The following is a 13,239-nucleotide window of genomic DNA, read 5'->3' on the forward strand; positions in this document are numbered from 1 at the left end:
GGGTCCGTCTCCACCCAGGGGAGTACGCCGCACGGCGGGGCGTCATCCTCCGGGAGGCCCGGAAGTCGATACGCGGGCATGACGTGCCGCCGCTTCCCGCTCCCTAGTGTTGAGGTCAAGCGGCGGGTGCAGCACTCGTCCCCCGAGGTCACGCACCCGCCGCGCCGGACAAGACAGGAGAGGAACCATGGCCTACACGGCACACCGGACGACCACCCGGCCTTCGAGCCGCCGTCACCCCCTGGTGGCCACCGCCATGGTCCTCCCTCTCGCGGCCCTGCTCGTGGTCGTCTTCGGCGGCTGGGAAGCGGTGGTCACACAGGCGTCGTCCGTGGGCGTGATGCTGGGGCGCTGAGCGGCGCCCCGGACCCGGGAGAGCGGCCCGGGTCGGGACATCCGGCCATCAACCCCGTGGGGACGGGGGTGCGGCGGACGGCAGCGTGGGGCCGGTCAGCTGGGGAGCTGACCGGCCCTCGCGCATTCCCGGGACCGGTCAGGGCGACGGCGGCGGCCGCGGCACCCCGTACGCTCCGGACGGCCGCCGCCGCGGCACCCCGTACGCTCCGGAAGGCGGCGGCCGCGGCACCCCGTACGCTCCGGGAGTGGATTCAGCACCCCGGACGCCCTCCGGCCCCACCGCGCCCCCGCTCCTCCGCCTGACCGCCCTGGCCCACGCGGCGGCTCACCCGGCGGACGATCCCTGCCGCTGCGCGAGCGGCCTGGTCGGGGTGCTGGCCGACCGGGACGACGGGACCGTCGTACGCCACGGGGGCCTCGTCGCGAAGGCGCACGCGCCCGGTACGGACCCCGAGGCCCATCGCGTACGTCTGGCGCTCGCCGCGCACCCGGAGGTCGGCGGGGTCTTCCTGCCGCCGCTGCCGCCGGCACGGCCCGGCCCCGACGCGCTCGACGACCGCCCGGTCACCCTCTGGCCGTACGGTCCGCCGGTCGCCCCCGAGGACCCCGACGCCGCACCGTGGGAGGAGGCGGCGCGGCTCCTCGCCCTGCTCCACCGCACCCCGCCCCCGCCCGGCCGGGCCGGGCGTCTCCCGGACATGCGGGCCCCCGCCAAGGCGGCCCTGGCCGTGGACCGGATGCGCCGCACGGCCCCGGACCACCCGGCGACCGCCACCGTCCTTGACGCCTGGCGGACGGTCCCGGAGGCCTCCGCCGCGTACCGGCTCCTCTGCCACGGCGACTTCCACCTGGGCCAGCTGGTCCGGGACACCCGCTCGGGGCCCCAGGGGCCCTGGCGGCTCATAGACATCGACGACCTGGGTCTGGGTGACCCCGCCTGGGATCTGGCCCGGCCCGCCGCCTGGTTCGCCGCCGGCCTCCTGCCGCCCGAGGTCTGGTCCCGCTTCCTCGGCGCGTACCAGGAGGCGGGCGGCCCCGCGGTGGGCGCCGATCCGTGGGACCGACTCGACGTGCCCGCACGGGCGCTGACGGTCCAGACCGCCGCCCTCGCGCTCGCCAAGTCCACGGCCGAGCGCCGGCCGCTCGACGAGGTCGAGGAAGTGATGATCGACACCTGTGCCCGCATCTCCGGACATCGAACCGGGTAGGCCCTTTCGGCGTCCACGTAAGGTGAAGCCACCATTCGAACGGCAATGTCAGGGAGTTGAGCCGAGCATGCAGTGTCCCAAGTGCCATGCGGCCATGCACACGTACAACCGCAACGGCGTCCAGATCGAGCAGTGCAGCGGTTGCCGGGGCATATTCCTGGACTACGGCGAGCTGGAGGCCCTGACCCGCCTGGAGTCCCAGTGGGTCCAGCAGGCCCCGCCCGCCCCGCCGGCCTACCCGGCGCAGCCGGCCCCCGCCGCGCCCGCCTGGGGCGCCCCGCACCACGGCGGCCACCACGGTGGTCACCACGGCGGCCACTACCGCAAGGGCGGCTTCGGGCGGATGCTCTTCTCCTCCTGACCCAACGGGACCGGTCCCTCCCGGTCCCACCGGTCTCCCCACCGGGGCACGAAGAAGCCCCCGACCGCGAGCTGCGGCCGGGGGCTTCTTCCTCTGGTGCGCGATACTGGGATTGAACCAGTGACCTCTTCCGTGTCAGGGAAGCGCTCTCCCGCTGAGCTAATCGCGCGGGCACACCCGAAGGTGATCGTACTGCGTGCGCGATACTGGGATTGAACCAGTGACCTCTTCCGTGTCAGGGAAGCGCTCTCCCGCTGAGCTAATCGCGCGGGCGCACCCGAGGGGTGCGTGAAGTGTGGTGCGCGATACTGGGATTGAACCAGTGACCTCTTCCGTGTCAGGGAAGCGCTCTCCCGCTGAGCTAATCGCGCGGGGGATCCGAAGACCCGGGATCCGAAGATCCAGTGGACGATACTGGGATTGAACCAGTGACCTCTTCCGTGTCAGGGAAGCGCTCTCCCGCTGAGCTAATCGTCCTTGGAGGTGGAGACGGGATTTGAACCCGTGTAGACGGCTTTGCAGGCCGTTGCCTCGCCTCTCGGCCACTCCACCAGGAGTGATAACGGGGGTTCGGGAAGATCCCCCACATCGAGCGGACGACGAGATTCGAACTCGCGACCCTCACCTTGGCAAGGTGATGCTCTACCAACTGAGCCACGTCCGCTTGTCGTTTCCGTTCCGCTTGCGCGTCCCGGCGACGTGTTGAACTCTAGCGGATTCCTGGGCCAGTACAAAAACGCGTTTCCGCAGCGTGCTGACCTGCGAGCCCTTCAGGGCGCCCGGCCGGGCCCCGCAGAGGTTCGCGTGGCGTTCACTCGCCGTGTCCCCGGGGTGGCGCGGAGCCCCCACCCCACGCGTCCCTCACGCCCTCTCCGTGAACGACCCGGTGCCCGCGCCCGCCCCGACCTAGACTCGATGCGTGCATGACCTTGCCCCCCTGGCCCGCTTCGGCGGCCTCGTCGCGACCGATCTCCGGGACGTCACCCACGACCCCGAGGCACTGGACTCCGCAGGCTTCTGGGCCGTCTGCGCGGACTTCGAAGGGCGCCTCACCTGCGCGCGCTTCGGGGACGTCCGGCCCGACCCCGTTCCCGCGCCCGTCCCGGGCGGCTGGCGCGGTCCCGCCGCCGGTGACTGGACGTCCTCGCTCGACCGCGCCGCGTACACCGCGGGCGTACGGCGCGTGCGCGAGCACATCGCGCGCGGCGAGGTCTACCAGGCGAACCTCTGCCGGGTGCTGACCGCGCCGCTGCCGGACCCGGCCGCCGCCGACGTCGACGCCCTCACGGCGCTGCTGGCCCGGGGCAACCCCGCCCCCTATGCCGGAACGATCCGCCTGCCCGCCCACGGCGTGGAGATCGCCACCGCGTCCCCGGAGCTCTACCTGCGCAGGGAAGGGGCCCTGATCTCCTCCGGCCCCATCAAGGGGACCGCCCGCACCGCCGCCGACCTCCTCCCCAAGGACCACGCGGAGAACGTGATGATCGTCGACCTGGTCCGCAACGACCTGGGCCGCGTCAGCGAGACCGGCACCGTCGCCGTCCCCGAGCTCTGCGCCGTGGAGGAACACCCCGGCCTCGTCCACCTCGTCTCCACGGTGACCGGCCTGCTGCGCGAGGACGCCGGCTGGCCCGAGCTGCTCGCCGCCACCTTCCCGCCCGGCTCCGTCACCGGCGCGCCCAAGTCCAGCGCGCTGCGGATCATCGAGGCCCTGGAGACCGCGCCCCGTGGTCCGTACTGCGGAGGGATCGGCTGGGTCGACGCCGACGCGGGCACCGGTGAGCTGGCCGTCGGCATCCGCACCTTCTGGATCGACCGCCCCGAGGGCGTGCTCCGCTTCGGCACGGGGGCCGGGATCACCTGGGGCTCCGACCCGGAGCGGGAGTGGGCGGAGACCGAGCTGAAGGCGGACCGGCTCGTCGCGATAGCGTCGGGCGCCTACGAGGCATCGGGCGCCCACGAGTCGGGCGTCCGTGAGGCGAGCGGAAAGGCCACTTCCCGATGAAACTCTGGGTCAACGGCGGGCTGCACGACGCGGAGACCGCCCGGGTCTCCGTACTGGACCACGGACTGACCGTGGGCGACGGCATCTTCGAGACGGTCAAGGCGGAGCGCGGCGAAACGTTTGCTCTCACCCTTCACCTGCAGCGCCTCACCCGCTCCGCCCGCGGCCTCGGCCTGCCCGACCCGGACCTCGACGAGGTCCGCCGGGCCTGCGCCGCCGTCCTGGAGGCCAACCCGATGGAGCTCGGCCGGCTCCGCATCACGTACACCGGCGGGCTCTCCCCGCTCGGCTCGGAGCGCGGCGACGCCGGGACCAGCCTGGTCGTCGCCCTCGGCGAGACGAGCCGCCGCCCCGACTCCACCGCCGTGATCACCGTCCCCTGGACGCGCAACGAGCGGGGCGCCCTCACCGGTCTCAAGACCACCTCGTACGCAGAGAACGTCGTCGCCCTCGCCAGGGCGCGCGAGCAGGGGGCCTCCGAGGCACTCTTCGCCAACACCGTGGGGCAGCTCTGCGAGGGCACCGGCTCCAACGTCTTCGTCGTGGTCGACGGCCGGATCCTCACCCCGCCCGTCTCCTCCGGCTGCCTCGCCGGCATCACCCGGGCCCTCGCCGTGGAGTGGACCGGCGCCGAGGAGGCCGACCTGCCGCTGGACGTCCTCGAGTCCGCCGACGAGATCTTCCTGACCTCGACCCTCCGCGACGTGCAGGCCGTGCACCGGGTCGACGGCCGTGAGCTCGCGGGCGCGCCCGGTCCCGTCACCGCCAAGGCGATGCGGGTCTTCGACGAGCGGGCCGCCGCGGACCGGGACCCGGGGCTCGCGTAAATCCGGATGACGGGTGGCGGCCGGGTGGGTAGAACACCTCTGATGACCACCACCCTGCGGCCGTCCGAGCCGCTCCAGCAGTCCGCCGACGGCGGCCGTTCCCGCAGTTTCGACATCTGTGTGAACAGCCGCCGGGTCGGCTCCGTCCACCTCGCCACCGACCAGGCCTTCGGGGCCGCCTCGGGTCTGATCGACCGCCTTCTGGTCGACGAGCCCGACCGGGGCCGGGGCCGGGCCACGGTGGCGGCGCTCGCCGCGGAGGAGGTCCTTCGGAGCTGGGGCTGCGGCGAGGTGCAGATCTCGGTGCCCGCCGACGCCGGGGCGGCCCTGCGGATGGCCCGCTCCCTCGGGTACACCGAGCGCAGCCGGAACATGGTCAAGGAGCTGCCGGCCGAGCCGCCGCCGCTGCCGGAGGGGTTCACGCACCGGCCGGTGACCGAGCCGGAGTTCGAGGCGTGGTCGGCGAAGTCCCGGGCCGCCTTCGCGCAGAGCTGGATCGACCGGGGAGTCCCGGAGGAGCAGGCGCTCGCCAAGGCCGAGGACGGCCGCCGCCGCTTCCTCCCGCAGGGCCTCGCGACCCCGGGCGTCACCGTGTCCGTCGCCGTGCGCGACGGACAGGTCGTCGGCTATCTGTGGGTGGGCCGGCTGGAGCGCGAGCCCGGGAAGGGGACGGGCTTCGTCTTCGAGATCGAGGTCGTCGAGGGACAGCGCGGCAAGGGGTACGGCCGGGCCCTCATGCTGCTCGCCGAGCACATCGCCCTGGAAGCCGGGGAGAGCCTGATCGAACTGCACGTGTTCGCGGGCAACACCCCGGCGATCCGGCTCTACGAGTCCCTCGGCTACCGCACGACGCTCTACAACAGCGCGAAGCCGCTGCTCTGAGAGCGGCCGGCCACTACGCCTCCAGAAGCCGGTCGGCGATCTCCTCGATCCGCTCCCGCAGGCCCTCCTGGCTCTTGCCGCCGTCCAGGCGCTCGCCGCCGATGACGTAGGTCGGGGTGCCGGTGACCTTGATCGCCTTGCCCTCGGCCTCGTCGGCGTCCACGGTCAGCAGGTGCCGCCCGTCGATCAGGGCGGTGTCGAACTCCTCGGCGTCCAGACCCAGCTCGGACGCCACCTCCAGGAGGACCGGCTCGCCCCGGTCGCCGAGCTCGGCGGTCCTGGCGAGCAGCGCCTCCGTGTACGGCCAGCCCTTGCCCTGCTCGAAGGCCTCCTCGGCGGCCTGGGCGGCGGCGTACGCGTGCTTGTGCTTGGCCAGCGGGAAGTGGCGCAGCTGTACGTCGAGCCGGTCGCCGTACTTCTCGCGGAGGGCGCGGACGTCGTCGAGGGCCTGGAAGCAGTCGGGGCACTGGAGGTCGAACCAGGCCTCAAGGACGACGGGGGAGGCGGGTGCGGTGGTGGAGTCGTTCATGGCAGAAGTCTCCCACTGGGACCTGGGGAGGAGATCCCGGCGGGGGTGACCCGGAGATCTCCCTGAGACCGGGCTCGGGCCATGGCCCCGGACGGTCCCGGCGGTGCAGGATGGAAGGGACGTATCGCCCGGCACCTGGAGGATCGCATGCTCGCCGAGACCATCTGTTCCGCGGTGTCCGCGGCGGGCCTGGGCATCGCCGCGATTTCGGCGTACCGGAAGAAGTTCCTGTCCGCCGCCCGGATCGCGGCCTACGCCCTGGTGCCGCTCGGCCTGGTGATGACGGGCGCGGTCGAATGGATCGCCGACACCGCCTTCAGCCCGGTGGCCTGGGCCGGCTTCGGTGTGCTCGGCATCGCCTGGCTGCTCTTCCTGTCCACCCGGGCCGTGGAGCGGCGCCGGGCCGGCCGTGAGGTGACCGCAGGGGGAGCCGAGCCGAGAGCCGTGGCCCCGGCCGCGTCGGCGCCCTCCCGCGCCGTGACGGCGAAGCCGAAGGCCGGCCAGCCGGCGGGCGAGGACTTCAGCGACATCGAGGCGATTCTGAAGAAGCACGGAATCTGATCACTTCTGGCGCTTCCGGTGTCCGTCCCCGTTCCGTGATCCACGGGAAGGGGTGAACGGCCCCCGCGGTGGGGCGTGTTGCGGGAATCGCCGGGTTCGGGGTGCGTCATCATCCCCCCGAGATGCTGGATACCTCGCGGGAGCCCGTGCCCGCCACCACCGACGCCCCTGCCGAAGAGCCGCGCGGCTGCCTGTTCGCGCTCTCCCAGCCGCCGCTGATGATCTTCCTCGGGGTGATCGGCTGTCTGCTGCTGATGGCGGCCGTGCACGATCTCTTCGTGCTGTGACCTCCGGCCCCCGGCTCTCGGCCGCCGGGCTCTCCGCCGCCGGCCGCCCGGCCCGGGGCGGTCAGCCCGCGGCTTCCTTGCGGCGCGCCCGGTAGGCGGCCACGTGCAGACGGTTGCCGCAGGTGCGGCTGTCGCAGTAGCGGCGCGAGCGGTTGCGCGAGAGGTCCACGAAGGCCCGGCCGCAGTCCGGCGCCTCACAGCGACGCAGCCGCTCCTGCTCGCCGGCCACGACGATGAACGCGAGGGCCATGCCGCAGTCGGCCGCGAGGTGGTCCGCCACGGAGGCGCCCGGCGCGAAGTAGTGCACGTGCCAGTCGTAGCCGTCGTGGTCCGTGAGCTGAGGGGTGGTGCCCGCGCTCGCCACCAGCTGGTTGATCAGGGGTGCGGCGATTCGGGCCTCGGGGGCGGAGAAGACCGCCGCGAACCTCTCGCGCACCTCGCGCACGGCGCGCAGGTCCTCGGGTCCGAGGGCGCCCACGCCGCTGACCTTGTGCGCCTCCAGGAAGGCGTGGAGCTCCAGGATGTCCGCGAGCTCGTCGGCCCGCTCGCCCTGGGGCGCGGTGTTCATCAGATCGACGACGGTGTCGAGGGCGATCCGGGTGTCGTGGGGGATCAGCACGATTCGCTCCCTGGCCGGCCGCGGGCGGGTGCCCGCGGAATGGCGCTGACTTTAGCGCGCCCCGGAAAACGACACCGGCGCCCACCACCGCGCCGGCTGCGCGGTGGGGAGCGCCGGATCTCGTGCTTATGTGACTGACCGCGCGGCGCCGTCTCCCCGAGTCGGACGGCGCCGTGCGGTTCTCGGCCTGGCTCAGCTGTCGGCCAGGATGTGGGAGAGCTCCGTATCGAGATCGAAGTGCCGGTGCTCGGTACCCGGCGGGACCGCGGCGTCGGTCCTCTTCAGGAACGACTCCAGGGCCCTCGCCGGGGCCTCGAGCAGGGCTTCTCCCTCGGGGGAGCTCAACGCGATGCAGACGACTCCCTGACCGTGACTACGGGACGGCCAGACGCGGACGTCGCCCGTGCCGGTGGGCCGGTGCAGCCCCTCGGCGAGAAGGTCGCGGGCGAAGACCCACTCGACCGTCTCTTCGGCTCCGGTGTGGAAGGTGGCGTGCACGGCATACGGATCGGCCGTGTCATACCGCAGGCCCGCGGGTACAGGCAGTGAGGACTCGCTCGACACAACGAGGCGCAGGTGCAGCTCGCAGCTGACCGTGGTGTTCATAAGCGCCAGGGCCTTTCGCTCAGTGTGCGCTCGGGGATTCGCACGTCGGCGAAATCGACATGCCACCTCCGGTGCCGTTGTAAACCCCTCTGTCGGTTTTGTGATCGTTCAGGTAGCTCGTATGGGTGCGTGTGACCTGCGGTAATACAGCCATTCCGGTGGGGGCTCCCGGTCCGGTAGGTTGGGGAGCATGAATGCGGAGAGTGACGAGCGCACCGGGGAGTCCGCGGACGGCCAGGACGCCGAACTGGGATCCCGTGCACCGGAGTTCATCAAGTCGCGGCGAGGCCTGCATCTGAGCTGGCAGGTCGGCGTCTTCATCGTGGGACTCGCCGTGGTCGGCGCCGGAGTGGTGATGCTGCCGCTCCCCGGGCCCGGCTGGCTGGTCATCTTCGGAGGCATGGCGATCTGGGCGACCGAGTTCGTCTGGGCCCAGCTCGTGCTCCGCTGGACCAAGCGCAAGGTCACGGAGGCCGCCCAGCGCGCCCTCGACCCCAAGGTCCGCCGCCGGAACATCATCCTCACCACCATCGGTCTGGTGATCGTCGCGGCACTGCTCGCCGTCTACTTCTGGAAGTTCGGCTTCGTCATGCCGTGGAAGATCGACGAGTGACCTTCCGATGGTTCGGGAGCCCCGCTGACATGGGGTAATGTTTGCGGTGCGCCCGGGCGATTAGCTCAGTGGGAGAGCACTTCGTTCACACCGAAGGGGTCACTGGTTCGAACCCAGTATCGCCCACCACCCGGATCGAAGGCCCGGAGACGGAACACCGTCTCCGGGCCTTCGGCGTCTCACCGCATCCGCGCGAGCCGCTCCCGCAGCCGCCGGGCGTCCCGCAGCCGCTGCTCGTAGGTGGCGCCCACCCCGAGCAGCAGCAGCCCCGCCAGGGCCGGCGGCAGCCAGCGCGGCAGCGCGCCCACCGCCTGCACCACGTACGGCGCCAGCTCGTGCAGCCCGTCCAGGGCGAGCACCGCGCCGCCGAGGACCAGGAGCGCCTGGAGCCGGAAGCGGGCACCGAGGAGCGTCACCACGAGCGCCGCGACCCCCAGGGCCAGCGGGCGGGCCCACTCCGGGTCCGTCCAGGCCGCGAACAGGCTCGGCAGCAGCGTCACCGCGAGACCGGGGCCGTACGCCGTCCAGGACGAGGCCTCCGGGTCCCGGCGGCGCCGCAGGAAGCCGACGGCCAGCGCGGGCACCGTCACCGGGAGCGTGTACGCCTCCGGCGTCGTCACGTCCCAGACGGCGAGCCGCACCCACGTGGCGAGCAGGAACAGCACCGCCGCCGTCCACGAGGCGAACCGCCGCCGCTCCGGCCGTACCGCCGTCGCCGCCGCGATCACGCCGCCCAGGGCCAGCGCGAGCGCGAGGAACGCGGGCCGGGACGCGGCGATCCCGAGGGCGAGCAGCCCCACGGCCCCGCCCGTGATCTCGACCGCCAGGGCCACCGGGCGCGGTGCCCGGGAGCCGACGGCGGCGGTCGCCGCCGGGACGAGCAGCAGCGTCAGCGCCGTCCAGTGGTCCTCGAACCCGCCGGCGGCCGCCGCCGCGAGGACGAGCCCCGTCGCCGCGAGCACCGCGCCGGCGGCCGAGGCCACCCGCCGCGCGCCCGCGCCGAGCACCGAGACCCCGGCCAGGAGCGCCAGCAGCGTGCCGAGCGCGAGGAAGGTGGCGCCCCGGACGTCCAGGGCGAGAGCGACCGCGCTCAGGGCGGACCCGAGCCCGCCGGCGTACGCGGTCCAGCCGAGGACGGTCCCGGGCTCCACGGGCCGGTTCCGGCGCGGGGCGGGCGCCCACGTGGGCCAGGTCCCGGACCCGGCGCCGGGCGCCGTGGTGGGTCCTGCGGGCCCGAAGCCCTCAGGTGCGGGAGCCTCCGGCGCGGCCGGGCCGGCTTCCTCGGGGCCGGACGGCGCACCGGCCTTCGGCGCCGCCGTCCCGGGAGCGGCGGGCGTGCGCAGGCCGCGGGTCAGCGGGCCGGGGCGGATCGCGATCGACAGGGCCGCCGCGGTCGTCAGCAGCTGGAGGGCGAGCGTCGCCGCGTACGGCAGGTCGAGGGAGACCGGCAGGGCCGTGAGCAGCGCCCAGGCGAGGGCGAGGGCGCCGCACCGGGCCCAGAGGTGCCGGAGGCTCGCGAGAGCGGCGACGGCTGCCGCGAGGACCAGGATCGCCGTCGCCGGGTAGGAGGCCAGGGCGCGCGCGGCGTGCTCGCCCGACCAGACGTCCGTCGTCCGGGCCACCGGTCCGAGGAGCCCCGCCACCACCGGCGGCAGCGCCCACGCGACCCCGAGCGCCGCGACACCCGCGCCCGCGCCGGCGAGGCCGAGTCGGATACCGCGCGGCAGACGGATACCGGCGTCGGCCGGGACCGCCGGGTCCGATCCGGCATCGCGAGACTCGCCGGCGGCTGCAGCGGAACCGGCTCCGCCCGCACGGGGCACGCCGCCCCCGGAGGCCGCCCCGCCGGGCGTACCCTCCGTCCCGCCGCCGAGGCGCCACACCGAGGCCAGGGCCAGCGCGCAGAGGACGTAGCCCGGCACCGCCCAGTCGGCGGGGAGCGCCGAGCGCAGGAGGCCGCCCACCGCCGTGAGGGCCGCCAGACCCGCGATCGCCGCGGCCGCCGCCGCGAAGGCGGGCGCGCGCCAGGCCGCGTACAGCGTGACCGCCGCACCCGCCAGGAGGAGCAGGGCGCCGCTCCACGGGGTGACCAGGGACAGCCAGCCGCCCGTCAGCAGGGCCCAGCCGCCCAGGGCGGCCGCGGCCGTGCCCGCCGTGATCCGCACCGCCGCCGGCCGGGTCCACAGCACGACCGCCGCGTCCGCCGTCGCCGTGAGGAGCGCCGCCCAGGCGAAGGCCGTCGACCCGCCGCCGGCCGCGAGGACACCGAGGGGCAACGGCAGCTGCGCGGCGACCACCGCCACCGGCAGGGGGAGCCGCAGCCCGGACAGCGCCGAGCCGTACGCCGTCCACGCGCCCGCCAGGACCGCCGACGCCACCGCCGTGTACCCCAGGCCGTCCGTGTCCGGCAGCGCCACCCGGTGCAGCGCGTACGCGTCGAGAACCGTCAGGACGAGGCCCAGCGCCGCCACCGACTCGGCCGTCGACACCAGACCCTTGCGGAGCAGTGCCACCGGCGTCGCGAGCGCCGCACCGGTCACCACGGCCAGGACCGTCGCGCGGGCGCCGATCCCCATCGAGCCCCAGCTCACCAGGGTGAAGGCGATCGCGGCGATCGTCAGCAGCGTGCCGCCGAGCGTCAGCAGCACGTTCTGCGCGCTCCGCGGCGTCGAGTCCGCGACCGGCCGGGGCGGGTGTGCCGGGGCCGCCGCCGCGACCGGCGGGTACAGCACCTGGATCAGCCAGGCGCGGCGGGCCAGCAACTGGGTGCGGCGCGCGTCGAGTTGCACCAGCTCGCGGTCGACGAGCACCAGCTCGTCCGCGGGCGGCAGGGAGTTGTCCATACCCGGAGTGTGGTCCCGGCCACGGCCGGCGGGAATGCGTCCCGGTACTCAGATTCCCGTGATCCCCGCGATTCCCGTCTGAGTACGTCCACACTGGGGGCATGGACTGGTGCCGGTACCGCTTCCGCTGCGTCTGGCGCCTCGCCGCCCCGCCCGAGGCCGTCTACGCGGTCCTCGAACGCGCCGAGGAGTACCCCCACTGGTGGCCCCAGGTCCGCGAGGTCGTCCCCCTCGACGAGGTCACCGGCACCGCCCGCTTCCGCTCCCTCCTCCCGTACGAGCTCGTCGTCACCGCCCGGGCCCTGCGCCGCGATCCGGCGGCCGGGGTCCTGGAGGTCGGCCTCGGCGGGGACCTGGAGGGCTGGGCCCGCTGGACCCTCACCCCGGAGGGCCGCGGCACGCACGCCCTGTACGAGCAGGAGGTCGAGGTCCGGGCCCGGCTGCTGCGGGCGTTCGCCGTCCCCGGACGGCCCGTCTTCCGTGCCAACCACGCCCTGATGATGCGCGGCGGACGGCGCGGACTCGCGGCCCACCTGCGCGCGGTTTGAACCAGGGGCGCGAAGACCTGTATGGTTCAACCCGTTCCCGGGCGATTAGCTCAGCGGGAGAGCACTTCGTTCACACCGAAGGGGTCACTGGTTCGATCCCAGTATCGCCCACCGGGAGAGGCCGGTCCGCCGAAAGGCGGACCGGCCTTCCGCATTCCCGGCCCCTCACGCCGCCGTGCGCAGCTCAGGCCGCAGCGGCCACGCCGGGTCCACCGTCTCCGGCGTCCCCTGCCGGGTGAACCAGGCCTGGAGGCCCCGCGCCTGAGCCGCGTGCCACACCGCCTGCAGCGTGTGGAGCTCCGCCGGTGTCAGCCGCTCCAGGCGGGACGAGAAGCGCCGCGCCACCGCCCGTACGACATCCATCGCCGCCGTCGCGTCCGCCGCCGCGTCGTGCGCGCCCGCCAGCTCCACCTCGTAGTGCGCGCACAGGTCCGTCAGCGTCCTGCGGCCCTTCCGGTACCGGTCCAGGTGCTTGTCCAGGACCCGCGGGTCGAGCACGCAGAGCGGGGTGCCCGCCGTGTAGTTCCCCAGCGACGACGCCCGGTGCCGGCGCAGTTCGCGGTCCAGGATCGTCAGGTCGAACGGCGCGTTCATCACCACCAGCGGCCGCCCCGCCGCCGACTGCTCGGCCAGCGCGCGCGCCAGCTCCTCCATCACCGGAGCCGGCCACCGGCCGTTCCGCTGGAGGTGATCGTCCGTCAGGCCGTGGACCGCCGTGGCCCCCTCCGGCACCGGTATGCCGGGGTTGACCAGCCAGCGCGTCACCCGCGGACGCGCTCCCTCCGTGTCCTGGACGACGAGGGCGGCCGAGACGATCCGGTCCTCCTCGACGTCAACTCCTGTGGTCTCCGTGTCGAAAGCGGCCAGGGGCCCTTCGTACCAGTGCATCGACATCCCCGAACTCCCTGCACACGTGCGGCAGATGGCCAACCCCCTGCCCCGAAACGGTGATACCCGGACTGTTTGCGTCGTACGCGGACCGGTCACAACACA

General features: G+C 73.7%; 15 protein-coding genes and 8 tRNA genes. 12 read left to right on the plus strand and 11 right to left on the minus strand.

The window, feature by feature from the left end; translation table 11 throughout:
- Positions 1-187 precede the first annotated feature (187 nt).
- From ACF07V_RS16000 to ACF07V_RS16010, 3 genes are all read left to right on the plus strand, one after another.
- Positions 188-355 (plus strand): hypothetical protein, encoded by a 168-nt coding sequence (locus tag ACF07V_RS16000; RefSeq protein WP_351188179.1) that lies wholly within the window; start codon positions 188-190, stop codon positions 353-355.
- 247 nt (positions 356-602) lie between these two features.
- The gene (locus ACF07V_RS16005) at positions 603-1,565 is read left to right on the plus strand and encodes a phosphotransferase family protein (protein ID WP_392154618.1); all 963 of its coding nucleotides are present in this window, start codon (positions 603-605) and stop codon (positions 1,563-1,565) included.
- Positions 1,566-1,632: 67 nt separating this feature from the next.
- Positions 1,633-1,926 (plus strand): zf-TFIIB domain-containing protein, encoded by a 294-nt coding sequence (locus tag ACF07V_RS16010; RefSeq protein WP_116161966.1) that lies wholly within the window; start codon positions 1,633-1,635, stop codon positions 1,924-1,926.
- Between the two features lie 94 nt (positions 1,927-2,020).
- On the opposite strand, the gene ACF07V_RS16015 is transcribed toward ACF07V_RS16010, so the two are convergent.
- The 6 genes from ACF07V_RS16015 to ACF07V_RS16040 all read right to left on the minus strand — a co-directional run bounded on the left by ACF07V_RS16015 (position 2,021) and on the right by ACF07V_RS16040 (position 2,590).
- A tRNA-Val gene (locus ACF07V_RS16015) sits at positions 2,021-2,095 on the minus strand.
- A gap of 28 nt (positions 2,096-2,123) precedes the next feature.
- Positions 2,124-2,195: transfer RNA gene (locus ACF07V_RS16020), tRNA-Val, on the minus strand.
- 27 nt (positions 2,196-2,222) lie between these two features.
- A tRNA-Val gene (locus ACF07V_RS16025) sits at positions 2,223-2,297 on the minus strand.
- A gap of 34 nt (positions 2,298-2,331) precedes the next feature.
- Positions 2,332-2,403: transfer RNA gene (locus ACF07V_RS16030), tRNA-Val, on the minus strand.
- A 1-nt stretch (position 2,404) separates the two neighbouring features.
- Positions 2,405-2,478: transfer RNA gene (locus ACF07V_RS16035), tRNA-Cys, on the minus strand.
- 39 nt (positions 2,479-2,517) lie between these two features.
- Positions 2,518-2,590, minus strand: a tRNA-Gly gene (locus tag ACF07V_RS16040).
- A gap of 255 nt (positions 2,591-2,845) precedes the next feature.
- On the opposite strand from ACF07V_RS16040, the gene ACF07V_RS16045 reads away from it, so the two are divergent.
- Genes ACF07V_RS16045 through ACF07V_RS16055 form a run of 3 tightly spaced genes read left to right on the plus strand, consistent with a single transcriptional unit; the run spans position 2,846 to position 5,640 of the window.
- Complete coding sequence (locus tag ACF07V_RS16045) at positions 2,846-3,931, plus strand: chorismate-binding protein (protein WP_392154620.1); 1,086 nt, start codon at positions 2,846-2,848, stop codon at positions 3,929-3,931.
- Positions 3,928-4,758 carry an aminotransferase class IV gene (locus tag ACF07V_RS16050; protein ID WP_392154621.1) on the plus strand — a complete coding sequence of 277 codons (831 nt, stop codon included), beginning with the start codon at positions 3,928-3,930 and terminating at the stop codon, positions 4,756-4,758. The genes ACF07V_RS16045 and ACF07V_RS16050 overlap by 4 nt, the downstream gene beginning before the upstream one ends.
- Positions 4,759-4,800: 42 nt before the next feature.
- A complete protein-coding gene (locus tag ACF07V_RS16055) occupies positions 4,801-5,640 on the plus strand; it encodes a GNAT family N-acetyltransferase (protein ID WP_392154623.1) in 840 nt (279 codons plus the stop codon).
- A gap of 13 nt (positions 5,641-5,653) precedes the next feature.
- On the opposite strand, the gene ACF07V_RS16060 is transcribed toward ACF07V_RS16055, so the two are convergent.
- The gene (locus ACF07V_RS16060) at positions 5,654-6,169 is read right to left on the minus strand and encodes a DsbA family protein (RefSeq protein WP_392154625.1); all 516 of its coding nucleotides are present in this window, start codon (positions 6,167-6,169) and stop codon (positions 5,654-5,656) included.
- Positions 6,170-6,316: 147 nt separating this feature from the next.
- Between ACF07V_RS16060 and ACF07V_RS16065 the strand changes: the two genes are divergently transcribed.
- Complete coding sequence (locus ACF07V_RS16065) at positions 6,317-6,730, plus strand: hypothetical protein (protein WP_392154626.1); 414 nt, start codon at positions 6,317-6,319, stop codon at positions 6,728-6,730.
- A gap of 122 nt (positions 6,731-6,852) precedes the next feature.
- Positions 6,853-7,017: a hypothetical protein gene (locus ACF07V_RS16070; RefSeq protein WP_392154628.1), complete on the plus strand. Its 165-nt coding sequence runs from the start codon at positions 6,853-6,855 to the stop codon at positions 7,015-7,017.
- Between the two features lie 61 nt (positions 7,018-7,078).
- On the opposite strand, the gene ACF07V_RS16075 is transcribed toward ACF07V_RS16070, so the two are convergent.
- Both ACF07V_RS16075 and ACF07V_RS16080 read right to left on the minus strand, forming a co-directional pair.
- Positions 7,079-7,636: a CGNR zinc finger domain-containing protein gene (locus ACF07V_RS16075; protein ID WP_392154629.1), complete on the minus strand. Its 558-nt coding sequence runs from the start codon at positions 7,634-7,636 to the stop codon at positions 7,079-7,081.
- A 192-nt stretch (positions 7,637-7,828) separates the two neighbouring features.
- A complete protein-coding gene (locus ACF07V_RS16080) occupies positions 7,829-8,242 on the minus strand; it encodes an SsgA family sporulation/cell division regulator (protein WP_015032345.1) in 414 nt (137 codons plus the stop codon).
- A 190-nt stretch (positions 8,243-8,432) separates the two neighbouring features.
- Between ACF07V_RS16080 and ACF07V_RS16085 the strand changes: the two genes are divergently transcribed.
- Together ACF07V_RS16085 and ACF07V_RS16090 are read left to right on the plus strand one after the other, a co-directional pair.
- A complete protein-coding gene (locus ACF07V_RS16085; RefSeq protein WP_392154631.1) occupies positions 8,433-8,855 on the plus strand; it encodes a TIGR02611 family protein in 423 nt (140 codons plus the stop codon).
- A gap of 54 nt (positions 8,856-8,909) precedes the next feature.
- A tRNA-Val gene (locus ACF07V_RS16090) sits at positions 8,910-8,984 on the plus strand.
- 50 nt (positions 8,985-9,034) lie between these two features.
- Here ACF07V_RS16090 and ACF07V_RS16095 read toward each other — a convergent pair.
- Positions 9,035-11,698, minus strand: coding sequence for an SCO7613 C-terminal domain-containing membrane protein (locus ACF07V_RS16095; protein ID WP_392154633.1), 2,664 nt, complete (start codon positions 11,696-11,698; stop codon positions 9,035-9,037).
- Between the two features lie 101 nt (positions 11,699-11,799).
- On the opposite strand from ACF07V_RS16095, the gene ACF07V_RS16100 reads away from it, so the two are divergent.
- Positions 11,800-12,246 (plus strand): SRPBCC family protein, encoded by a 447-nt coding sequence (locus ACF07V_RS16100; RefSeq protein WP_392154635.1) that lies wholly within the window; start codon positions 11,800-11,802, stop codon positions 12,244-12,246.
- A 39-nt stretch (positions 12,247-12,285) separates the two neighbouring features.
- Positions 12,286-12,357: transfer RNA gene (locus tag ACF07V_RS16105), tRNA-Val, on the plus strand.
- A 54-nt stretch (positions 12,358-12,411) separates the two neighbouring features.
- Here the strand turns inward: ACF07V_RS16105 and ACF07V_RS16110 are convergent.
- Positions 12,412-13,140, minus strand: a complete 729-nt coding sequence (locus ACF07V_RS16110) for a 3'-5' exonuclease (protein ID WP_392154636.1) — start codon at positions 13,138-13,140, stop codon at positions 12,412-12,414.
- Positions 13,141-13,239: the final 99 nt, after the last annotated feature.

This window comes from Streptomyces sp. NPDC015661 (genome assembly GCF_043077765.1).
GTDB lineage: Bacteria > Actinomycetota > Actinomycetes > Streptomycetales > Streptomycetaceae > Streptomyces.